Origin of the sequence: Phytohabitans houttuyneae (assembly GCF_011764425.1) — a bacterium.
Classification (GTDB): Bacteria; Actinomycetota; Actinomycetes; order Mycobacteriales; family Micromonosporaceae; genus Phytohabitans; species Phytohabitans houttuyneae.
The window spans coordinates 1,705,321-1,728,656 of record NZ_BLPF01000001.1 but is presented as its reverse complement, the minus strand read 5'-3'; the positions used below and the strand labels follow the sequence as shown (position 1 = coordinate 1,728,656).

The following is a 23,336-nucleotide window of genomic DNA, read 5'->3' as shown; positions in this document are numbered from 1 at the left end:
CCGGCAGGAGCCGCAGACCCCCAAGAACGGAAGGTGGTCCACGGTCACATCCAGCCGAATCCCGCCGGCCCGCACCCTCCCCATTACGCGGGCGGGCGGGACGACGATGAACCGGCAACCAGCCGGTGATGGTATGCAACAAAAACACTCTCCCCGAGGATCCCGGCGTCCCCACGGCGCCGGGATCCTCGCCCGCGTTTACCGGAAAGGTGTCTATGACCCCTGGCCATAACGGTTCGAGCGACAAGTTCGAAGACGAGCACTACCCCGCCTACACCATGGGCCGGGCCGCCGAGATGATCGGCGCCACCCCCGGTTTCCTGCGCGCGGTGGAGCAGGCCCGCCTGTTCGAGGCCATCCGCTCCGATGGCGGACACCGCCGCTACAGCCGCTACCAGCTGCGCCTGGCCGCCCGGGTTCGTGAGATCGCCGACCAGGGCACCGGCATCGAAGCCGCCTGCCGCATCGTCATCCTCGAAGACCAACTCGCCGAAGCCCTCGAAATCAACGCCCGCCACCAACGCGACCAAGCCACACCCACCAACTGAACTCGACCCCGGCAGATCCGGCAGGACCCACGTTCTCGGCGGTGGTGGTACGGGGCGTGGCCATCGTTGCGAACGTCGATGAGAGCCGGCGGTCCCCGCGGGATCGGGCCGGGTCAGTCGGTGTAGACGAGGTGTTTGGCGAACCGGACGCTGGTTCCTCGGCGGGGGTCGCTATCCAGCTCGAACTGGTCGCTGAGCTGCGCGATCATGAAAAGGCCGCGACCGGACTGGGCGGTGTGCGCGGGCCGGGTGAGCCGGTCCGGTGGGGTGAACCCGGTGCCGGAGTCGGTCACCTCGATCACGCACCGGTGGTCAGCGATGGTGACGGTGACCCCGTACTCGTCGGTGTGCTGGGCGTGCGCGACGACGTTGCTGCACGCCTCGGTCAGCGCGACCGCGATCTCATGACGACAGGCGGCGGTAACCTTGAGGGCGGCCAGGACGGTGTCCATCACCTGGCGGATCAGGCGTACGCCAGCGACCTCACGCGGCAGGCCCAGCACCAAGGTGGCGTGGAAACCGGCCGCGCGCATGCGTGCCTCCTCCCACCCCGCCAGCGCCGCTGCCGGCAGGCCCTGCCTGCCCAGTCATCGTTCCCGGTGCATGGCCAGTCCTAACCCGCCAGCATGGTTGATCATATGGTCGGCGTAGCCATCGGACCGCAGGTGACGTGCAGGCTCTGACCCGCGCCAAGCAGGGTGCTCGTCGTCCCCGCCGGCGTCACCGGTTCGCGGGTCGCCGTGCGCGAACGGTGGGCTACTGGCGGGGCGGGGGTTTGGCCGCCCGCCATTGCAGCATGACCGCGCTGGCGTCGTCCTGGAGCTGGTCGTCCTGGTAGGCCAGGATGGCGTGGACCAGTCGGCGCATCGTCTCCGGAAGCGGAAGCTGGTCGGCCAAGGCGCGGGTGACGAAGTCCACCAGCCGGTCAACGCCGAACCACTCGCCTTGCGCGGTGCGGGCCTCGATCACCCCATCGGTGTAAAACAACACCTGATCACCCGGATGCAGCCCCTCCACCTCGACGCGGGGGCCATCGCTGGACATGTGCCACAAGCCCAGCGGCAACGCGGTCGGCCCCGGCAACGTTTTGATCATCCGCCCGTCGCGCAGCAGCAGCGGCGCCGGATGGCCGGCGACGATCAGCCGCAGCTCGCCGGTGCCACAGTCCAACTCGGCCAGCACGGCGGAAACCATCGCGCCGGGCTGGTGCGCACGCAGGTGCTTGTCCACGCTCCGGGCCGTGCCGGCCAGATCCAGGCCGCAGCGGCGGGCGTTGCGGTACGCGCCGATCGCCAGGGTGGCCAACAGACTGGCCGGGGTACCGTGCCCGACCGCGTCGAACACCGCCACGGACAGCAGCTGGCGGTTGAGGGCGTAGTCGAAGGCGTCCCCACCGATGTCGAAACACGGCTCCAGGACACCGGCGACCAACACCTGGTCGGTGGCGAAACTCAACGGCGGAAGCAACCCCCACATGATCTCCGCGGCGACTTGCATCGGCTCCCGCCGGCGACGTTGTTCCAACAGGTCGCTGTAACGGCGCCGGCTGATCAACAGCTGGGTCACCGCCGCCGCCACCAGTTCGCCCGCGTCGCGGACATCCGCCGAGGCGGGCCCGGTGGCCGCCGCCTCGACCTCCAGGACGCCGAGCCGGTCGCAGCCGTGCACCAGCGGCACCCACAGCCGACCTCCCGCGGCGGTCTGCTCCTGAACCTGCTCCGTGGTGAAGGCCCGCCCGGCAAGGGTGCCGTCCACCGATAGCGGCTCCCGATCCGGGCCACCCAGTGTCGGCAGCGCAACCAGCCGGCTCTGGGTGTAGTCCACCACGTAGACGATCACCGCGGTCGCGTCCAACAACGGCGCCAACGCCGCCACCAACTCCGGCAGCTCGTGCACACCGACGGTCGGCGCCTCCCGCAGCAGCCAGCGCACCGCACCGTCCGCGTCCAACTCGCCACCGCCCCGACCCAAGACCTCCACCCGCCTGGCAGAGCACCCCACTGTAAGCGCACCCAACCCGGTACCCGCTCCACGCATGACCGGGCCCACACCCGGCAAGGACGCAACCCGCCCGAATGATCGGACGAACACCCGAACGGTGCAACCACGCGCCTGCCTCTGCGTCCGCGGGCCACGTTGGCAGGCCATGTTCTTGTGTCCATAGTGGACAGGCAATCTTCGTCGGCTCGGCACGTTGCCGTACCGACACACCGACGGACACATTTGACGTCGACGATGACGACGCCCGGCGCCCAGTCATCTACGGCTAGGCGGCGCCGCCCTCGTCGGACTCGAGGCCAACCGTCCACTTCCAATCCAGGCGGTGCCTGCCGAACAGCGTCCGGCCCCCCTTGCGCCGGGCGGGCAACCGCTCGATGTCCACCCCCGTGCGGAACATCTCTCGCATCACACCCACGCCGGCCCCGCCACCGCGTGGCCGCCGACGCGTCCGCGCGCGGCACCGGCGAGATGCTCGGGTGCCCGCTTCCCTGAGAGGTTCCTCTCGTTCGCCGCCGGCAGAGTGCGGGGTTGGCTTGGACTGGCGGCTCCGCTGGTGGGGGCGGGGAGGGTCCAGACCGCGGTGGCTACGGACGAGGCTCGCGTCCTGCCGTCCGTGCTTCTCCGACTCGGCGCTACGATTCTGCCAGGTCATTAGCGGTATTGACTCCGCGTTTCGGGCCGCGTTTGCTCCCGCGTTTCGCCGAGGGGAAGCGTGTCGAACCAAGAACCGATTTCGTGTTGCTGGCAGTGGGCTGGGTTCGCGGTTAGTTGGGTGATGTTCTTGCTTGCCGGGCTGTGTCGGTTGGTCGCGTCCCGGCGGGTGGTGTAGGAGTTGACCTTGACCCGGCGTGCCGCCGGTATGGAGACGGGTCAACGCGGTCTTAGCTCTTCTCTGAGCGACATGCTGGTCAGCGTGGGCGACCACGGCGCTGACTGTCCGACGGGCCTCCAGCGCTGTTCGTGCTCTCAGTCGTTCAAGCGATTGGGCGGCTGGCATGCATTAAGTGTCGCGACACACAGTGATATTCGAGGTTGCCAGTGCCTCAGCCTTTCGGTCTGATTCGGTGGCACGACGGCTACTTGACCCCAGATGAGACTACGGATGGTCGAGATATCTGCCCATACGTGGACGTGAGCTCGGCGACCTGGCGACGTTGGTCCCATTTGGACAGTGCAGTACTTGAGTCGTCTGGTGGGTAGCGAGATGGCGTGGAATCGACGTTGGGCTGTCCACTTTGGCTTTTGAGTTCGTGGTGGTCGTTGGCTTTGGGAGTTGGTGTTGCGCGAGGGCTTGTTGTCGGAAGTGCCATCGATTCCGTCGAAGCGTCCGACCTGCCCCGGTTCGAAGTGATGCAGTTAAGTTTGTGGCCGGCCCTACGGAAGGTGATGTTGGTTGTGTACGCGGATGCCGCTGGGTTAAAACCTTGCCTGCAACTGTTGGTGATCAAGTAAAGATGGCGACCGCGCGGGCCGCGGCGTGGCTGAAGTCGGGGGCATGTCGTGGATCGTGGGCCTTTCTCTCGTTCGTTCCTTGGTCGCCGTTTCGCCTGGATACAGCGGCGGCTGTTCTCGTTGCTGGTGTTGGTGCTAGCCGCAGGTTTCCTGACGGTTGCTGCGTCCACCGGGGTGGTTGTGTCCAAGCCGGCGGCGGCTCAGGCCGCTGCGGCGGTAGCGCCGGGGGCTGGTGAGTATGTTCCGTTGACGCAGGCCCGGGTGGTGGATACGCGTTCGGGGTTGGGTGGTCATACCGGAACGTTAGGCGTCGGTGTGACGCGGACGTTTACCTTGACTGGCGTCGGCGGGGTGCCATCGTCGGGGGTGTCGGCGGTGGTGGTCTCTGTAACAGCGGTGTCGCCGACCGCGAACACGTTCTTGACGGTGTACCCGGAAGGGGAGTCGCGGCCGACGGCGTCGCAGGTGAGTGTGACGGCGGGGCAGAACATCGCGAACACGGTGATCGCGAAGCTGGGCACGGGTGGGCAGGTCCGGATCTACAACAACGCCGGTGCCACGCATGTGCTGGTAGATGTGCAGGGGTATTTCACGGACAACACGGTGACGACCGCGGGTGGCACGTTCGTGCCGTTGTCGCCGGTGCGGATCGTGAACACGATGTCCGGGTTGGGGTCGCCGGCTACCCAGATTGGGGCGGGGGAGACGCGGTCGTTCACGGTGACCGGCGTGGGTGGGGTGCCGACGGCGAATGTGTCGGCGGTGGCGGTGAACCTGACGGTGCGCGAGCCGACCTCGAGTGGCTACATCACCGCGTTCGCGGCTGGTACGACGCGGCCGGCGGGGTTGTCGACGTTGAACACCACGCCGGGTGTGGAGATCGCGACGCTGGCGCAGGTGAAGGTGGGCACCGGCGGGCAGATCAGCGTGTATAACCTGGCCGGCTCGCTGGACCTGTTCATCGACGTGCAGGGCTACTACCTGGACTCCACGCAGGCGGGTCGGGACCTGTATGTGCCGATCAGCCCGCAACGGATCTTCGACAACCGGACCGGCATGCCGAACTCGACAACCCGAGCCGTGCAGGCCGCCGGTGGCAAAAACATCACGACCGGTGGTGTGGTGGTGCCGTCGGCAGGTGTGACAGCGGTGGTGTTGTCGGTGACCGCGGTGTCGCCGAACGCGGCCGGCTACCTGGATGTGTTCCCGGACGGCATGGTGCGGTCAGGTTCCTCGGCGTTGAACTACAACGGCGGCGGCAACCACGTCACCGGGACGGTGATCGCGAAGGTCGGCGCCGGTGGCCGGGTGGCCGTGTACGCGAACTTCGGCACGCCCGGTCTGATCGTGGACGTGCAGGGCTACTTCCAGTCGATGCCGTCCGGGACCCCGGCCGCCCCGACGGTGACGAGCTCGACCTATCCGAGTTCGGTGTGGACACCGGGCGCGGCGTCCGGGTCGTTCACCTTCACCACCTCCTCCTCGACGGTGACCCGGTACCTGTACGCGGTCGACGACGCGACGTTCGCCACCGCCTCCTCGGTGCAGACCAGCAGCGGCGCCCCGGCCACCGTGACGGTCACCCCGGGGGACGGCTGGCACACCCTGTACGTGCGGGCAGTCGACTTCGCCAACAACCTGTCCCCGGTGCAGACCTATCCGTTCGGCACCACACCAGGGATCACGACGCCGAAGAAGGACGCCCGAACACAGAGGTTCCTGCGTCTGGACGGCCTGGCGCGACCCGGCTACACCGGCGTCACCTGGAAGTACCGCCTCGCCGAGACGGACGCCTGGACCAACATCCCGACGACGGACGTGACAGTCGGCGGCGCCGCGGTTACGGCGTGGCCGGTGACGGTGCCGTCCGGTGGGGCGAACTCGAACCCGCCGGAGCTGTCCTGGGACGTGCCCCGCACCGTGTACCGCGCGGATGGGACGGTGCAGGTGCAGGTGTGCTTCACCGACACGAGCGGCACGGCGTGCTCGACGGTTCCCGTGACGGTGACGCTGGACCAGAACGATGTCGGCTCGGCGGCCAGTGACGAGGTGGGTCCGGGCAGTGTGTCGCTGCTGTCCGGCAACTACACGGTCAGCGGCAGCGACGTGTCCGTCGACTCGTACGGCTCCGACCTGACCCTGTCGCGTACGTTCAACACGATGGACCCGCACGCCGGCCCGGCCGCGGCACCGCAGCAACTGGACGCCAACCAAACCGAGGTCGAGTCCGGCACCAGCGGGTTCACCACCCGCGGTGCGACCGTTGCGGCGTCGGCGCCGGCGCGGACCGGCGCCACCGGTCTGAAGATCAGCCCGTCCGGCACCTCACCCACGAACACCGACACCGCGGCGGTGGTCGGCTACGACGAGGGCAACGGTCTACAGCTGGGGATGAAGGCTGGCCACACCTACACCTTCTCCACCTGGATCTATGTGCCCGCCGGCACCGGCTTGTCCGCCGCGTCCACCCCGCGCGGGTTGCGTGCGGTGGCGTACCACCGGACCGGTGCCGGCGCCTGGACCGAAGTACGGTCGAACCCGGCGACCGCGACGGACACCTGGCAGCAGCTGCGGCTACGGGTCACCCTGCCGGCCGGCACGACCGAGGCGATCCTGCTGCTGCACAACGGCAACCCCACCACCGAATCGGCCAAGTGGGTCGCCTACGACCACTCCTCCCTGACCGAGGAAGGCATCTTCGGACCCGGCTGGGTAGCCAGCACACCGGTCGAGGAAGCCAACGCGGCCTGGACCGGCCTGACCGACCGAGGCAGCGCGGTAACCGTCACCGACCCCGACGGGATCCCGGTCACCTTCGCCAAGAAGACCGGCGGCGGCTACAAACCGACGGGCGAGGACGCCACCAGCGGCCTCACCCTCACCGCCGGCACCTCCGGCGCGGGCGGCCCGGCCGACTTCACCGTCGCCGACCTGGACGGCAACTCCACCTTGTTCACCCCGGCCAAGACCTACACCAGCGCCGCCACGACCACCGGCCCCCACGCCTACCGGGTGGCGCGGGTCTCGCAGCCCGGATCCAACCAGAACACCACCTACGGCCACGACGCCGAAGGCCGCCTCACCCAGGTCCTCGCCCCCCTGCCACCGGGAGTGAGCTCGTGCACCACCTGGCAGGCCGGCTGCAAAGCGCTGCAGTTCGTCTACAACAGCGGCGGGCAGCTGACCGCGGTCACGTTCCGCACCACCTACTCCACCGGCACCGAACTCAAGGTCGACGTCGCCTGCTACACCTATGACCCCGCCACTGGCCGCCTGCTGCAAACCTGGGACCCGCGGCTCGGCTCCACCGCTGGTAGTGGTGTCCAGCCGATCGCCTGCAACCCGGCCAGCCTAGTGCTGCCCACCGCCTACACCTACGACACCGCCGGTCGGCTCGCCACGATCACGCCAGCCGGACTGGCCGCATGGAGCATCGGCTACGACAGTTCGGGCCGGCTCTCCACCGTGTCCCGCACGCACAACAGCGCCAACGGCGGCGGCACAGAGACCAGCAGGGTGGAGTACGAGGTGCCCCGCGACAGTGACAGCGGCAACCCGTCATGGCGTCCCGACCTGTCCACCACGGCCGCGGTCGGTGCTTGGGGGCAGCAGGACGTGCCGGTGACCGTCGCCGCGGTCTTCGGACCGGGCCAGACCGCGAGCCGTACCGACCTGCGCGGCGCCGCCGTCACCTACATCAACCCGGACGGCCGCGCCACGAACACCGCCGAGTACACCGGCTCGGCCTGGGCCATCACCACCAGCGAGTACGACGAGCACGGCAACACCGTGCGCACCCTCAGCGCCGCGAACCGGGACCTGGTGCTCGGTAACACCTCCGCGCCGGTGCTGGACGCGATCACCGCACCCGACCCGGCCGCCAAGGCACTCGCGCTGTCGACGGTGAACATCTACACCGCGGATGGGCAGGACCCGACCGACACCTACAGCCCGTACCACCTGGTCACCCTCTCCGACGGCCGCACCCTCGGCGCCCGGGCCCACAACCGCATCACCTATGACGTTGGCACCGAAACCGGTCACCCCGCCGGGCCGCTGCTGCACCTGCCGATCCAAACCACGGTTGCGGCCAGCCTGTCCGCCGACCCGGTTCCCACCGACGAGCAGGACACCCGCACCACCCGTAACGAGTACGCACTGTCCACGACTGACGCGACAGGGTGGACCTTCCGGCAGCCGATGAAGGTCGTCACCGACCCCGGCGGCCTCGACTCGACCACGATCACCCGTTACGACCCGGACAGCGGCCTGGCTATCGAGAGCCGTCTGCCGTCCGAGCCGGGCGGCGGCGGCCCGGGCACCACGATCACCATCTACTACACCAGTGGCACCAACGCTGCTGACGCCGCCTGCGGCAACAAGCCCCGCTGGGCCAACCTGGTCTGCGTCACCAAACCAGCCAGCACCAACCCCGGCACCGCAGGCCTACCCCAACTCGTCGTCACCCGGACCACCGACTACGACTACCTCAACCGCGCCCGGGTCGTCGACGAGACCGTCATCGACGCCGCTGGCACCACCCGCACCCGGACCACCACCACCGACTACGACAACACCGGCTTCAGCCCACGGGTACGGCGCACCGAAACCACCGGCGGGCTCGGCACCGCGGTGCCGGCAACCGTGACCGCCTACGACCCGAACACCGGCCTGACCACCACGGTCACCTCCGGCAGCACCTCGGCGACCACCGGCTACGACGACTTCGGCCGCGTCACCACCTACAAGGACGCCGACGAAGCCACCGGCAACGCCGCAAACCAAACCACCACCACCTACGACAACGCCGGCCGCATCGCCACCACCACCGACGCCAAAGGCACCGTCACCTACGGCTACGGAGGCGGCGGAGACCGCCGTGACAACCCGACCTCGATGACCGTCACCGGCGTCACCGGCACCTTCACCGCCAGGTATGACCCCGACGGCCGCCTGGCCCAGCAGGACTGGCCCAACGGCCTGCGGCAGCTCAACGAATACGACCCCGCCGGCGAGCAAACCAGCCGGCTGCAAGCCCGCGAGGACTCCATCTGGCTCTCCGAGGCCACCACCGTTAGCATCCACGGCCAGACCCGCACGCACACCTACACCGGTGCCGCCGACTACGCCGGCATACACAGCTACACCTACGACGCGCTCGGCCGCCTCACCCAGGCCGCCGACTCCACTAGCGCTGGCTGCACCACCCGGACCTACGCGTTCAACGCAAACACCAACCGCACCAACCGGACCTCATACCCACCAACAACGAACGGTGCCTGCCAAACCACGACCGGCACCGCGACCGCCTACAGCTACGACACCGCCGACCGGCTCCTACCAACCGGCAGCCACGCCGGCCTGACCTACGACGCCTTCGGCCGCACCACCACACTGCCCGCCGCCGACACAACCGCCGGCACCGGCAACCTTACCGTCGCGTATTACGCCAACGACCTCGTCCGCACCCAAACCCAAAACGGGACCACCCTCACCAACGGCCTCGACGCCAACGGCCGCCTACGAAGCTGGACCAACAGCACCAACACCGTCACCAAGACCAACCACTACAGCGACAGCAGCAGCGACTCACCCGACTGGATCTCCGAGACCACCGACCACACACAGTGGACCCGCAACATCACCGACCTCGCCGGCAGCCTCGCCGCCACCCTCGACCAAACCGGCGGTCTAACCTGGCAAGTGACGAACATCCACGGCGACGTCATCGGCACCGCACCAGCCACCGCCACCGACCCCAACACCTACTACCTCGCCGACGAGTACGGCACACCGATCGGCCCAGCACCCACCCGCTACGGATGGCTCGGCGGCAAACAACGCTCCACCGAAGACCTCGCCGGCCTCACCCTCATGGGCGTCCGCCTCTACGCACCAGCCCTCGGCCGGTTCCTCCAAACCGACCCAGTCGACGGCGGCAGCTGCAACGCATACGAGTACACCTGCGCCGACCCCATCAACAAATTCGACCTTGATGGCCGTAAGTGGTGTTGGAAGTTCTGCGGGGCGCGCAAGTATGCTCCAGCTCTCGCTTGCAGCTGGTCGTGCGGCCTGCACTCCTGGGGTATCGGCAAAGCGGCTCACGGCTACGCGAAGCTCGGCGGAGGTCGCTGCTCTAACCGGTACGGGCTGCGTACCTGCACGAACGTGTCTTCCTGGATGTACCCGCGGCAGGGCTTCACCGTCGGCGACACCTACATAACGGGTCGAAGCCGTAAGGCGGTCACTCGCGAGCGCATCAGGCACGAACGCATTCATCGGCGGCAGTGGCGTAAATGGGGCCTTGCCTTCGGCCCCATGTATTTCCTCGGTGGAAGTAAGGCGTGCAAGAATCGGTACGAGCGTCAGGCGGGTCTGCGAGACGGAGGTTACCGGTGCTGAGGGGGTCCAGGCGCCTTGCCCGCACATTGGTGCTGATGTGCCTGGTAGCGCCGCTGGCCGCGTGCTTCGGAGATCCGGAGGCGTCGCCTGTCGGCTTTGTGAACACGGGTGGCCAGGCCGCGGCCGTCATCCCCGCGTGCGCCGACGAGGATGTCCTCAGCCTGGCTGTCGACGACGATCCCTACGATGAGGCCGGCAGCCTGAAACCGGAGAGCGACACGTTGTGGAAGGTCTCCGATCCCCGGCAGCCGCGCTCCACGGGTCCGTTCGTCATCGGCGACACCAGCCCTTGGCGCACCGAGTCGACAGCATTGAATGGAGAGTTGCCCAACAGCTACATGCTGTCGATTGAAACCACCCGCCGTCTGGCTACGTCACATTTTGACAAAACTCGCGTCGCGAGTCTCGGCGACAGGGAGGTGCTGATCGACGGCGAGGTTGGTTCGCTGAAGGACTTAGCGAAACGCTGGGGGTGTTGACGGACGCGGCATCGCGAGCGGTGTGATGGGTGATCCAAGTGGTAAGCCCTCCCAAACGTCGAGGGAGTCCGTCTGCGCCTCTCAAGAGGACGTCAAAAGTGTGACTATTCGGCGGAAAGAGGCGCGGCAACACACGAGGCGCGTTGCTTCCCTGGTGGATGGATCTACTCTAGGTAGCCGGCGGGCTGCCTTCTATTCGACTGATCCGTCGTCACTTTTCGAGCGGTATTGGGTATCGGCCTTGCTGTCCTGGAAGTGCAGCTGGAGTATTAGTAGTACTTTGTTTAGCTTGTTGTGGTGTGTCGCTTGTAGATGGTTGTGGCTCGTGCTTGGCTGCGGGCGTGGATGGGCGTGGGCTGGTGCGGGTGCGGGAGCGGCTTCAGCAGTTCGCTGTCTTTCGTCGTGGCGCTAAGTCCGCTTTTTGGTTGTGAGTGAGAAATGTAAGCCGCCGCTGGCGGGCAGGTTCCCTCGCATGAATTGTTCGATCGTGGTTGCAGGCATTGTCTGTGCCCGCTTGGCGAATTCCTCGAGGTTACGCATCAGGAAGGGGCCTGTGGGTACGGTGGAACTCCGCTCCGTGTGTACGAACGGCTCCACCGCCTGCCAGACGTGCACGATTCGATCGCGTAGTACGGCGACGATATCCTGCTCTTTCACGACCTTCAGGGCGACGAGGGCAGCGAAGAGCTGATAGAAGTAGGCCACGTCATAGATCTTTGCCCGGACATCTGCGGGCAGTCCGGAGATTCCCTTCGCGGGATCTTGCTCGTGTTGGAGGCGCGTACAGACGTAGAGGTAGTTGTCGTTAAATTCCATCGACCGGAATTGGCCGAGCAGATCAACCAGCACGGGAACGTAGTTGGCGTTGCGCATCAGCAGAATCTGCCTTGCGGCGAATCCGGCTGACAAAGCAACAGCGAAGAACGATACCGCGAGTGCGGCGACTCCTAACATTTCACCATCCTGCATGAGCAACATTGTGCGGCAGAGCGGCAACGCCCCATCCGCCGCGACCCGTGGGGTGCCGGTCGCAAGATCGGGTGCACGCTCATGCCCCCGAGTGCGCGGCGTCTGTGAGATCGATGAACGAGGCTCGGGTGCCCGCTTCCCTGAAGGTGGTTCCTCTCGTTCGCCGCCGGCAGAGTGCGGTGCCGGTGTTGGCTCGGGGCTGGCGGCTCCGGCTGGTGGGGGTTGCGAGGGTTCAGACCGCCGTGGCTACGGACGAGGCTCGCGTCCTGCCGTCCGTAGCTTCTCCGGCTCGGGGCGCTACGTTCTGCCAGGTCATTGGCGGTATTGACTCCGCGTTTGGGGCCGCGTTTGCTACCGCGTTTCGCTGAGGGGAAGTGTGACCAAGAACCGGTCGCCGGATTCCAGTCGACCGGATGCCTGCCGACCAGGCTCGTGATTTCGGGGTCGATCGGCTGATGGGGCTCGGCGTGATCAAATACGAGGATCATCGTCCGTCTGATGGCGCCCGGGTCGGGGGCCATGGCCGGCGTGGAGGGTGACGTCTTCTGCGTCGAGCGCGCGCTGCGGCGTGACGTTGTCATGGTCCTGGAAAGGCCGTCAGTCGGGCCTCGATCCGTTGCTGAGGCGGCAATCCCGGCCTTCCCGGGCCGCAACACTCCGTCATCGCCACCCGTGGGTACGGGATGGCGCCCGGGAGCGCCGACGTCCCCCCAGGTGCGCAGTCTGTTCGCCACCGTCAGCGCACCGTCTACTCGTTGGGACTGCGGGCAGTCGAGCCTACCGCTCGCCCTACCGCCCGACGCGGAGGGATCCAAGGGCCTTCGGCCGGTCGCCGGGTACGCGGGGGCGACTCGAATCTCCATCGAAGAGCATGAGCCTCTGGCTTGCGTTACTGCAGGTTTAGGCCGATCAAGTCGGGTAGCGGGATTTGAACCCACGGCCCTCGCTGCCAACATTGACGCGAGTCTTTGGTGTCTGTCGCTTATCTGCGTTGACTGCGAAACGACTCGATACGAATCGCTGACCTTTCATCGTTTGTCAACGGCTGGCGGGGTCCTCGAGGGTTAACGGTGGCTGAATCAAACTCCCAGCGACGGCCGAGCGACCGGCTTTCGCAGACCCTAACCGAAATACCGACAATTTAGGTTTCTGATGTCCGTTTGACCGTTCGGGTTTGGTGGCGGCGACGGCGGTGATGTCCGGCTCGGCTGGGCGGTTCGGAACCCGGTGTGCGGCGCGTTTGAGGTGCCTGACCTGTGGTTGTAAGACTGCGTGGGAGCTGTGTGAGTTTTTGTCAGAACCGTACCCCTGTCGTCGTGGGGCGGTCGCCTCCTACGTTCAGCAGGCCGGACTTCGCGTTGCCGTTGGCGGCTGAATCAGCAGCGGTCGCGGAGCGTTCACACTCTAGGGATGGGAGGGAAAGGTGCGCCCCCGCTTCGATTCAGTCGATGTGTTCGCCATCTTGCTGGTGATCGGTGGCCCGATCGCTCTGGTCCGATACGGCGGCTGGCCGCTGCCGACCGCATTACCCACCCGTATCGAGATCACCGGGTGGCTTCGCGAGCCGATGACCCCGGGGACCGTCACGGCAGGGTTCATCGGCTTCTTGTGGCTGACCTGGGTCGCCTTGGCGGGTGCGGCGGTGCTGCAGGGCTACCGCTGGGCCGCTGGCCGGCTTCGGCTGCCGCGCCTGCGGATGCCGGGGCCAGTGCAGGCATTCACTGCGGCCCTGCTCGGCGCGACCGCGGTCGGCAATGCCGCCGGCGCCGCCGCGGATGTGGGCGCGAGCGGTGACGCGACGGCCGCGGAGGGATTCGAGCGCACTCCCACGTGGGCCAGCTTCCCTGACCGGTTGGCCGCTACCACCGATCCGCCGGGTGAGCCGGCGGGTGCGTCGTCGCGACCGGTGGCAACGACATCGTTGGTTGCCGCTTCCGTCCTCCCACAGCGGCCGCCGGCATTCGATCAGGCCGCTGGCGGCCGGCGGACTGTCTACACGCTAGCTGGCCGCGTGCACGATCGGCCGGCCGAAGCCCCGACACTGCGAGCCGTGACGGGCACGAGCTCCGTGACCATGACCTACACGGTGGCCGAAGGTGACTGGTTGTGGCATGTGGCCGACCGGTTCCTTGGCGACCCGCACCGCTACCAGGACCTTGCCGCTCTCAATCCGCATTTGGCTGCCAAACACTCGGAGTTTCCCGACCATGTGGAGCCCGGTGACCGGCTTCGCCTGCCGTCCGACGCCCACGATGATGGACCGCGCCGGCACGCGCGGGGCACGCTCAGCCTTACCCCGTCGCCGGCCCACCGGCCGCCGACGCCGCCCGAAGTCGCCGAACCGTCACCGTCCCAACTGGACCCGGATGGGGTCGTCGAACCTGCAGCGCCGCAATCTCCCACCACCCCCAGTTCCACGGCAGACGGCGACGACACGGACAGCACGGGCAGCGACGTCGCCGGCGTGCCCGTGCCGGCCGGTTGGTTGACTATCGGCTTTGCCGCCGCGTTGTGCGCAGCCGCAGCTACGGTGTGGGCCCGGCGCCGCATCCACTACGACCCCGCCGTGCGCCCAGACCCGGACGACGCAGCCCTGCAGCCGCTGCCGCCGACCGTGTCGCTGTTGCGTCGCGCCGTCGATCGTCAGGCACCACAGTTGCTGCAACCACCGGATCCCGGCCCCACTGTGCGGGAGTACGCGCAGATGGATCCCAAGCCGCCGATCCCGCCGCCCGGCCCGGGTGGCCCGGAACTGGCCGGCTGGGGCCCGCTGCCACCGGACGGCCTGGGCCTGACCGGGCCGGGGGCGACAGACGCCGCCCGTGCCATGCTGGTCGCCGCGCTCAGCGCCGGCCACCCGCACGACCTCGACGCCTGCGCCACGGTGGTCATCCCCACCGGGACCCTGACCGCGTTGATCGGGACCAGCAGCGACCTGGCCGGCGCGATGCCGCGGCTGATCGTCGCCGCGGACCTGCCGCAGGCGCTGGCCCGGTTGCACCAGGAAAGCCTGCGCCGCGCCGACGTGCTCGAGGACGCCGATGCGACGACCATCACCCAGCTGCGTCAACAGCATCCCTACGCCGAGCCGCTGTCGCCGATGCTGCTCATCACCGACGCACCCGATGCGGGCATGCGGCCGCGCCTGTCGGCCATCCTGAGACTCGGCGAGCAGATGGACATCGGGGCGGTCGTGCTCGGCGACTGGCCGGACGGCACCACTGTCCACGTCGACACCGACGGAACCAGCACCGGCCCCGACCACCAACGACTGTCCGTACTGGACAGCGAAGCGGCCCAGCAGTTGCTTGCCGTGCTGCGCGAGGCCCACACCGGGCAGCCCACACTGGCGGCGGCGGCCCCGCCGGACCAGGCCACGGTCAGCAGCGACCTGCCGGAAGACGACGTGGTGCAGCCCGCCGACGAAGACCAAGCGGACCGTCGCGCCGTCACCGACCAAGCAGCGCCGCAGACCGCATCCGGTGCAGCCACCGTCGGACCGGTCGCGGTCACCGCGAAGCAGCCGTCCGCAGCCGCCCCACCTACGGCTGACACCGCCAACGACGACGGTGAAGCTACGCTCCCGGTGCGGGTCCAGATACTCGGCAAGGTCGCCATTTACACCCCGGCCGGCTCGCCGGTTCCTGGGCTGCGGCGCAAGGCTGGGGAGCTTCTCGCGTTCCTGGCTACCCGTCGCGGCGGCGTGAGCATCGATGACGTCAAGGAAGCCCTGTGGCCGGACGCACCGGTCAGCCGTGCCAAGCAGCGCCTGGCCACCGACGTGGCGAACCTTCGGGCATGCCTGCGCACCGGCGCCGGCATCATCCCGGGTGACCAGAACCAAAGCGATGCTGCTGCCGGCGCCGGAGGCCGCCGCGCTGGGTCCACCGGTCCCGCGTTCGTCGTCAACACCGGTGGCCGCTACCTCTTGGCCGCCGACCTGGTCTCTGTCGACTGGTGGCAGGTTCAGGACGCTGTCACCAGGGCGGCCACCGCCCCGGACACCGCCGGGCGCATCACCGCCCTGCAGCAGGCTGTCCAGGCTTTCAACGGTTTGCTTTACGACGCGGACGGCCGCTACGACTGGGCCACCCTCGACGTGGAAGTCACGCGCCGACACGCGGTCACCGCGCACACCCAGCTGGCGGACCTGATCGGCGCCGAGCAGCCCGACCAGGCGGCCCGCTACCTGAAGATCGCCGCCGACGTTGACCCGATCAACGAACCCGTCGCTGTCGCGGCGATGCGTGCACACGCTGCCGTCGGCGACGTGGACGCGGTCCGTGCCCGGTTCACGGCGCTGACCGTTGCGCTTCAGGATCACGGCCAGGAACCCGGCGACGACACCGCCGCCCTGGCAGCGGAGCTTTGCCGGCAGCCAACAACGCGTCCGCAAAAGACCCGCCAGGCCAAGACAACAGGTCCTGAAACGCCGGCCTGACCTGCGACCGTCGCGCGATCCGCCAGACCACACGACCACCGACAGCCGCCGATAAGCCGCAAATAGGACCTAAACGGGCAAAAAGAAAGCCCGGGTCATCGTTGTGTGGTCGGGAGCAGGCTCCCGACCACACACTCGTGACGTTGACGGGGGTTGCCAGGCCGACGGTCCCGCGTTGCGGCGGGCCCCGTTGACCTGGCGGCGAAAGTCCCGTTGACGCTACTTCGGTGGTGGTGTGGCATCCCTGTGTTTGCGCTGACCCTGGCGTCGGTCAGGTGAGGCGGGACGGGGGCCGGGGGTGTCGAGGCGTAGGCGTTCGCGCTCGAGGGCGATGAGTGTCCGGGCGGGTGCTTGCCAGCTGTCGTCGCCGAGGACGGCCGGGGTCCGTCCGTCCACCAAAGCGTGCAGGGCGGGGACCTGTGCGGCGTAGGCGCCGCCGAGGGTTTGCAGGTCGGCGCAGGCCCGCAACGTCGCCTCGCGCATCCTCTTCGACCATGGGCCGGGCCGGTTCCAGTGTTGGCGTTGGCGGCCGTAGATCGGGCCTTCGCACAGGTTGTAGCCCAGCCACACCACGGGGGCGGCGACGCCGACCGCTTCGGCGAGCAGGGCCACCTTGTCGTAGTCCCAGGCGCGGCCGCCGGCACCCCACATCCGCCGGTAGCCGGCCGCACGGGGCTTGACCAGGGTGCGCCAAACCTCCGGATGCACCCCGGTCGAGGCGACGAGGTCCTTCTCGCTGGCGAATGCCTTGTCCGCCAGCGCGTGGGGGAGCCGGTCGGTGAGCAGGCGGGCCAGTTCCCGGCGGCTTGCCGGGGCGGCAGCCGCGTCGGCATCAGGCGCGCCGCCGCCGGCATCCGGCTGCGTCGTCGGCGCTATGGCTGCCAGGGTGCCGGCGTCGGCCAGGTGGTGCAGCAGGATCCCGGCGAACTCGCTGAGCAGTTGCTCGAATCCTCGCGACCGGTCCTGGAAGTCGGGGATCGGTGTCCACCGGCCGCCGCCGCGGTGCCCGACCCGGTGCCCGGCCTCATGGACCAGCGCCGTCAACGTCAGGTGCCGGTCGGCAAGCGCGTCGATGTGGATGGCCACGTCACCGGTGCGCGGGTGGTAGATGCCCAGCGCGCACGGCAGTTCCTCGCTGGCCGAGAACACCCGAACCCGGCCCAGGGCGAACGCGCCGATGGCCGCCCGCACCAACTGCTGTGACTGGTGCAGCAGGGCACGTTGGGCGACGGTGAGGTCGTGTTCGGCCACCCAGGTGGTCTTGTTTCGGGTCTTGTCGTAGTGGCGGCGCTGCCGGGTGCGGGCCACGTCGACACCAAGCAGGTCCATCAGGGCCCGCTGCTGATGGGCCGGCAGCCCGCGGGCGCTCACGTGGGTGAAGCCTTGGTCTTGCAGGTCCAGGGTCGCCTCTTCGTCGCCGGACCTGGTGTAGAAGGTTTTGGTCGGCAGGTTGGCGCGGGCCCAGGTCCGCCACGCGGCCCGCACCCGCGGCCGGGTGACGTGGGCGAAGAACTGTTCGGGTTCGCGCAGCCCGTTGCCGGCCAGGACGTGCTGGGCGAACCGGCCGATCACGGTTTGGTCCTGGCTGGTGGCGAGGATGTCGCGGACGGCGTCGCGCAGGCTGCCGGCGTCGATGACGGTGCGGTCCCGGTTTTGCAGGTGCTTGCCGGTCAGCGGAAGGTCATAGGAGGCCAGCAGGCCGGGGATCGTGTTGACCAGCACGCCGCCGATCCACACCTGGCCGGGTTCGGCGGCCAGGACACAGGCGCCGGGCGCTGCTGGTGGCGTGTAGTGCGGCTCGGTCAGGGCCCGGAACCGGCCGATGGCCTCGACGGCGAGGTGTTGCGGGCACTCGATGGTGACGGTCGTGCCGTGGCCGCGGGTGTTGCCGTACACCTGGTAGGTGAGCATCTCCGCGCCCTGTTCGTTGCGGGACGGTAGTTGACCGCCCAGGAGCCGGCCGCGTTGCACGGTGGGCAGGATGCCGTAGCCGGCGGTGTCGATCTGGACCGCGCGGATGTCGGGATGGCGGGCCAGCACGAGGCAGGCGATCTTCTTGCCTTCGCCGAACTGGCCGATCTGCTGTGCGGTTTTGGTGGATTCGCCGAGGATGAGTCCTTCCTCGGGGATGCCGGGTCCGTTGTCGGCGATGGTCAAGGTCCCGTCGGCCCAGGCGACGTGTGGTTGCGGGTCTTCGTCGAGGGCGTTGGCGATGAGTTCGGCGATCGCTCGTACCGCGGTCCACGACTTCACATAGTTGGGGGAGATGGGGTAGGTGAGCTCGCCCAGGACGGCCATCTCCCGCCGGAGTTCGAGGTCGGCTTCGTCGTCGTCTGGGGCGGTGTAGATGACGCGGCTGTCCCGGCAGCGGGCCGGACAACGGTCCGTGTCGTGGCCGCCCGGCGCGGGTTGCCCGGAGTGCGGGCACACCTCGCCGATGTCGTTGTCGTGTTCGTTGTAGACCAACATGGTCCGTCCCTTCCGGATGGGTGCGAGACATGGCTGCGGTGGCAGACCGGGCGGGCCGGCAACGGTGACGGCCGGCGCGTTCGATCGGCTGGGTCGGCTGCGCCGGCCGTCGCATGGGTGCCCCGGGGCCTGCCAGCGGTGGCGCAGCCGGCGCCTTGGCTGCGCTAGAGCGGTGGTGCCAGGTCGGTGGTGGTGACCCGGCCGGTGGCCAGGGCGGCGGCGAGCCGGGCGCGTTGGTCACCGATGCCTCTGGTCCCGGCCAGTGGGCGCAGGGCGTGCGGCCAAACTGCGGTGATCAGGGCGGCGTAGCCGCGTGGCGCCAGGGCGACGACCTGGCCGGTGGGCAGCAAACCCAGTTGGCGAGCCTGTTCGCGCAGGAATGCGGCGGTGACCGCGCCCGGCTGTCCGAGCCGTAGCTGGTAGGGCGGCACCGGTTCGTCCAGGTCGAGCAGCCCGTAGCGGGCGGACAGGATCATCACCTGGCCGCCGGGTGCGGCGATGGTGTCGGCGGCACGGCGGGCAGCGGTGTGGTAGGAGCCGGTGTACAGCTGCCCGGCGGGGTGTTCGCACTGTTCTGGTCGTTTGCGGGCGCCGCAGGCGACGATGACCAGCAGCTGCGGAGCCGCGGGCAGGCTCAGCTGCCGTGTTCCTTGTTGGTATTCGAGGTGTTCGGCGATGGTCCAGGTCAGCCATTGCCAGCCGGGTAGCAGCCGCCGGCCGGATGGGTAGCTGACCGGTAGCCCGCGGTTGCGGACCTCGGCGGCGATCCGTGGCGCCCAGGTGGGTCGCAGCAGATGGTTCGGGATGCGTCGCTGCCGCTGTTCGCCGTACAGCCGCACCGTGCTGCTGGTCGCGCCGATCCGGATGAGCTGCGCGACGGGCTGCCCGCGATCGTCGGGCAGCGCGCCGGGCAGGCAGGACAGCGTCAGGCCAGGGGCCAGACGTCCAGGCCCTTCGGCCGCGGCCGTCCCCGATGCTGCACCCTCGCTTGTGGACGAACGTGGGTCGGCGGGTGGGCCGTTGCCGCCGGGAGTGAGGCGCCGGGCCTGGTGTCCCAGAAGGGCGGCGGTGTCCTCAAACAGCGCCGGGTCCGAGGCGGCTACGTCGTGTCGCGCCTGCGGCCAGGCGCTGGCGTGGCCGATCGGCGGCGGCCTGGTGTCGGCCGGCTGTGGCCGGCCGGTCGCCGTGCTCAGCAGCCGGTGAGTGTGGGCGTTGGCCCATCCGCGCAGGTAGTCACGCCGGTAGGCGCGGCGCAGGTTCCGCCGCTCCGCGGGCATGTGGTCCAGCGGGTTCTGTGTGCGAAGCCACCGCCCGTACTGCGCCGTGGCGGACAGCGCCGCAATGTCCATCGTGGCCGCGATCTGCTCGACGGTTTCGGCAAGGTGCTCCACCAGCGGGCCGGGACCGTAGACGTGCAAACCGGTTCCGGCTCGGCCACGGCGGGCCTGGACCGTGCAGCCGCAAGCGGCGAGGATCTCGGCCAGGCACGCTGCCCGGAGCCGGCCCAGACCGGCCCGGTCACTGACCCGGTAGGTGAGGGCGGCCCATCCCCGGTCGCCGCGGACGATCACCGTCGTCGGCATCGCGCCGGCCGACCCGCCGGCGCGGCCATGCCTCCGTGGTCGGCCGGCAAACTGCGGTTCGGTCATCGCGGGTCATTCGGGCGGGCCGGGTCGGGCTCGGGCGGCCAGGCGAAGTCGTCCAGCGGGTACGCCGCCCCGGGTAGAGCGGCCAGGCGTGGATGGACCGCCTCGTACTGGCGGCGGCTGATTCGGCCCAGCAGCAGCGAGTCACCGACCGCGATCCGTGGAGCGACCGTGGCCGGGATCGCCTGCAGTCGCAGCGGAGCCGGCAGAACCCCGGCGGCGGCGAGCAGGTGTCCGATGTAGATGGTGCTGCGCAGGCGGGCGACGGCGGCGGTGAGTGGGTCTAGTTCGACGCCGTCGATGCTGGCCAGGATCCGCCGGGCGGCCTCGACCGGGGTCAGGACGGCGCCGGCGGCCAGCGGCGGACGGCCGGTGACGCTGCGGCTGGGTAGGGTGCCGGTGGTCCACCACTGCCACAGGTAGTCGATCGCTCGGATCAGGAAGTGTCCGGTGCCGCAGGCCGGGTCGATGGTGCGGATCAGGTGTTCGTCGCGGAACTCGTCGACGGTGGGGATCAGGGTCAGGTCCAGGATCAGGTCCGCGACCCAGTGCGGGGTCTGCACCAGGGCGTTGCCGGCGCGCAGGTTGTCGTGCACAACCGGCAGTAGGTCGCCGATCGGCCAGCCGCTGATCGAACCGGGTGCGGTGCTCGTGGCCGGGTAGGCGAGGCTGGGCGCCTCGGCTGCCCACCAGTCGATCAGGTCGTTGCTGGCCGCCGCGCTCGGCGCACCCGCCCACAGGGCCGGCTGGTAGCCAGGGTGGATCAGCCACAGTGTGCTGGGATGTGCGCCCAGTTGCTGGAAGGCGCGGACCAGCCAGATGGCGCCGCTTTCTGGTGTGCGGCTCAACCCTGGGGGACTGCGGCGCAGCAGCGGCCGAACCAGATCGTGGTCCTCGGCCCAGGCCACGACGCACGACATGTAAACCCAGGCGGTGGCGACCGCGCGCCGCGCCAGCGCCGCATCGTCGCTTCGAGTCTTCGGCGATGCGGCGGCCAGGTTTGGTCGCAGCGTGACCGTGTCGGCGAGCGTGTCGACGTGTCGCTGTAGCTGGCGTCGCAAGCCGCGGTCATCAGTTGGGTTGGCGGACATAAGGACTCCTGTCCAGACATGCGAAACGCCACCCGAGGTCGGGTGGCGCTAGAAGATGTTGTGTGAGGTGGTAGGTGGCGGTCGCCGCTAACGCGTGGGCTGTGCGGGCAGCAGGCTGCTCAGCAGTTGCTTGTCCCGGACCAGCGGCGCGAGCCTGCGTACCTGCAGCAGAAGGTTGGCCACGACGAGGACGGCGTCAGGCCGGGCCAGGCCGAAGCCCATGCTCTGCCGCAGCCAGAGCGTCACCTCGGTCCAGGAGTAGAACCGTGTGTCACGGCCGGGGTTGACCGGCGGCGGGAAACCACCAGGTCCCTGGCGGCCGATCGACCACAACCGCACAAGTTCCCGGGACCGACCGATCCGATCGCCGATATCGGCCAGGGTGACCCAATCGTACGCACCCACACGAACCGGAAACAGGTCAAGGGCCTCCAGGTCGTAGATCGCCGACACCACGGCTGCCGCGAGGCTGCTGGCGCGCCGCGCCACGGCGACGTCCCGCTCATGCGGCCGGAGGTGTAGGTCGGGATGTGCCGCGGTCACGGCCCGGGCCTGGCGTCGGTCCGCCGGCCGGTCGAGGATGAGGGCGAAACGATGCAAGATCATCAAAATGTTCCCATCGAGCTCGATGCCGTTCATACAGAGTCAGTTCGAGGCCCACTCGGCACGTCCCGAAGCGGGCTTTGCCGCGTCGTCGGCGGCGGTGTGGTGGTGCTCGCCGATCTGCGCTGGGCAGCCTTGCGTGGCCTACTGATGCACGGACCGGTACCGGCCACCCTGTGCCGGGCGGAGCCGCCTCCGGACGGCACCCCCGCGACGGGGGCGGACCCGTCCGTTGCGGCCGGATCAGACCGGCGGTGCGGGGCGCTGGGTGTGTCGGCGGCGCAGTTCAGACAGTGTCAGCGGCCGGGACACCCCACCGCGACGATCCCGCAGAATCGCCACGTCGCCGAGTGCCGCACGTAGCTGCCGTTCCTGCTCCTCCGCCTGGGCGTAGCGGTCCGGGAATACCTGCAGCAGGTGCAGCCGGTGTTTCTGCCCGGCCCGGACGCACACCCCGCCACACCCCCTTAACCGAGCTCGTACAGCCGCGGCGGCCGCAGACCGTGGGCGCGAGCCAGGTCGAGCATGTCCTGTTTGGACAGCAGCGGCGGGTCGCAGAGCGGGAACCGGACCGTCCACGGCGCCCACCCATGCTCGATCGCCGGTATCCGACGGGTCTCGGACGGGTCGATGCCGACATACACGATGGTGTCGGCGGGGTCGGCGTTCGCGGTGAGCCAGGCGCGGCACGGCTTCTGCTTGAGCACGGCTGAACACGGTGCGAGGCGGCTGTTGCCGAGAATCGGTGGTCCCGGAACACCTGAAACGGTGTGCGACCGTCAGCTACCACCGTCGGCGGCACACCGATCATGTCCGTGCTGTCCTTGACGAAACGCCACAGGTCTCATCTTCGACGCCGGTGTTGTCGGCGACTAGCAGAACCAGGTCGGTGGTGCCGTGGGCGGCGATGACGCGTTGGGCGGCGGCCCAGCTGCCGATGCCGCCAGAATATTGGACGACGTGCAGGGTCACGTGTCGCGTCCAGGCCACAAGCCGAAGGTGTCGTTGCACGCCATCGCTTGGCGTAGTGCACTGCCCGGTGTTTCACCGCGGTCGTAGGCCTCGCGCCAGTTCCAGTCGGACAGATCAAGGATCGACACACCGGGGTGCCGCAGGGCAAGGGTGTCCGCGACGAGCAGCCATGCGGCGAATCCGTGGTCGTTGCCCGCGTAGCGCATGAACTGGCTGCCACGTTTCGAGGCCAGCCCAGCCGCGATCGGGAGCTGTTGGTGTGC

15 protein-coding genes are annotated in these 23,336 nt (G+C 68.7%); 4 read left to right on the top strand and 11 right to left on the bottom strand.

Translation table 11 applies throughout. The features are described from left to right. The first annotated feature begins 215 nt into the window (after positions 1-215). Positions 216-548, top strand: a complete 333-nt coding sequence (locus Phou_RS07930; RefSeq protein ID WP_173054900.1) for a helix-turn-helix domain-containing protein — start codon at positions 216-218, stop codon at positions 546-548. 113 nt (positions 549-661) lie between these two features. Here Phou_RS07930 and Phou_RS07925 read toward each other — a convergent pair whose 3' ends face one another. Both Phou_RS07925 and Phou_RS07920 read right to left on the bottom strand, forming a co-directional pair. Continuing rightward, positions 662-1,081 (bottom strand): ATP-binding protein, encoded by a 420-nt coding sequence (locus Phou_RS07925; protein ID WP_173054898.1) that lies wholly within the window; start codon positions 1,079-1,081, stop codon positions 662-664. Between the two features lie 223 nt (positions 1,082-1,304). Continuing rightward, a complete protein-coding gene (locus Phou_RS07920) occupies positions 1,305-2,498 on the bottom strand; it encodes a PP2C family protein-serine/threonine phosphatase (protein ID WP_173054896.1) in 1,194 nt (397 codons plus the stop codon). 1,878 nt (positions 2,499-4,376) lie between these two features. Between Phou_RS07920 and Phou_RS07915 the strand changes: the two genes are divergently transcribed. Together Phou_RS07915 and Phou_RS07910 are read left to right on the top strand one after the other, a co-directional pair. Further along, positions 4,377-10,403, top strand: coding sequence for an RHS repeat domain-containing protein (locus Phou_RS07915; protein WP_173054894.1), 6,027 nt, complete (start codon positions 4,377-4,379; stop codon positions 10,401-10,403). Between the two features lie 35 nt (positions 10,404-10,438). Then, positions 10,439-10,882 carry a hypothetical protein gene (locus Phou_RS07910; RefSeq protein ID WP_173054892.1) on the top strand — a complete coding sequence of 148 codons (444 nt, stop codon included), beginning with the start codon at positions 10,439-10,441 and terminating at the stop codon, positions 10,880-10,882. 408 nt (positions 10,883-11,290) lie between these two features. On the opposite strand, the gene Phou_RS07905 is transcribed toward Phou_RS07910, so the two are convergent. After that, positions 11,291-11,851: a DUF4760 domain-containing protein gene (locus Phou_RS07905; protein WP_173054890.1), complete on the bottom strand. Its 561-nt coding sequence runs from the start codon at positions 11,849-11,851 to the stop codon at positions 11,291-11,293. A gap of 1,423 nt (positions 11,852-13,274) precedes the next feature. Here Phou_RS07905 and Phou_RS07900 point away from each other — a divergent pair. Beyond that, positions 13,275-16,292: a BTAD domain-containing putative transcriptional regulator gene (locus Phou_RS07900; RefSeq protein ID WP_173054888.1), complete on the top strand. Its 3,018-nt coding sequence runs from the start codon at positions 13,275-13,277 to the stop codon at positions 16,290-16,292. A 219-nt stretch (positions 16,293-16,511) separates the two neighbouring features. On the opposite strand, the gene Phou_RS07895 is transcribed toward Phou_RS07900, so the two are convergent. The 8 genes from Phou_RS07895 to Phou_RS07870 all read right to left on the bottom strand — a co-directional run bounded on the left by Phou_RS07895 (position 16,512) and on the right by Phou_RS07870 (position 23,279). Then, positions 16,512-18,761: an ATP-binding protein gene (locus Phou_RS07895; RefSeq protein ID WP_173054886.1), complete on the bottom strand. Its 2,250-nt coding sequence runs from the start codon at positions 18,759-18,761 to the stop codon at positions 16,512-16,514. Between the two features lie 164 nt (positions 18,762-18,925). Next, a complete protein-coding gene (locus tag Phou_RS50980; RefSeq protein WP_218578855.1) occupies positions 18,926-20,410 on the bottom strand; it encodes a DUF6884 domain-containing protein in 1,485 nt (494 codons plus the stop codon). Further along, the gene (locus Phou_RS07885; protein WP_173054884.1) at positions 20,407-21,468 is read right to left on the bottom strand and encodes a DNA methyltransferase family protein; all 1,062 of its coding nucleotides are present in this window, start codon (positions 21,466-21,468) and stop codon (positions 20,407-20,409) included. The genes Phou_RS50980 and Phou_RS07885 overlap by 4 nt, the downstream gene beginning before the upstream one ends. A gap of 117 nt (positions 21,469-21,585) precedes the next feature. Beyond that, entirely contained in the window at positions 21,586-22,137 is a 552-nt protein-coding gene (locus Phou_RS07880) for a hypothetical protein (protein WP_173054882.1), read from the bottom strand. A gap of 207 nt (positions 22,138-22,344) precedes the next feature. Continuing rightward, a complete protein-coding gene (locus Phou_RS50975; protein WP_218578854.1) occupies positions 22,345-22,554 on the bottom strand; it encodes a hypothetical protein in 210 nt (69 codons plus the stop codon). Between the two features lie 14 nt (positions 22,555-22,568). Beyond that, positions 22,569-22,808 carry a hypothetical protein gene (locus tag Phou_RS50970; protein WP_218578853.1) on the bottom strand — a complete coding sequence of 80 codons (240 nt, stop codon included), beginning with the start codon at positions 22,806-22,808 and terminating at the stop codon, positions 22,569-22,571. Positions 22,809-22,908: 100 nt separating this feature from the next. Beyond that, on the bottom strand, positions 22,909-23,073 hold the full coding sequence (locus Phou_RS50965) for a hypothetical protein (RefSeq protein WP_218578851.1): 165 nt from the start codon (positions 23,071-23,073) through the stop codon (positions 22,909-22,911). After that, positions 23,070-23,279 (bottom strand): hypothetical protein, encoded by a 210-nt coding sequence (locus Phou_RS07870; protein WP_173054880.1) that lies wholly within the window; start codon positions 23,277-23,279, stop codon positions 23,070-23,072. The genes Phou_RS50965 and Phou_RS07870 overlap by 4 nt, the downstream gene beginning before the upstream one ends. Between the last annotated feature and the right edge of the window lie 57 nt (positions 23,280-23,336).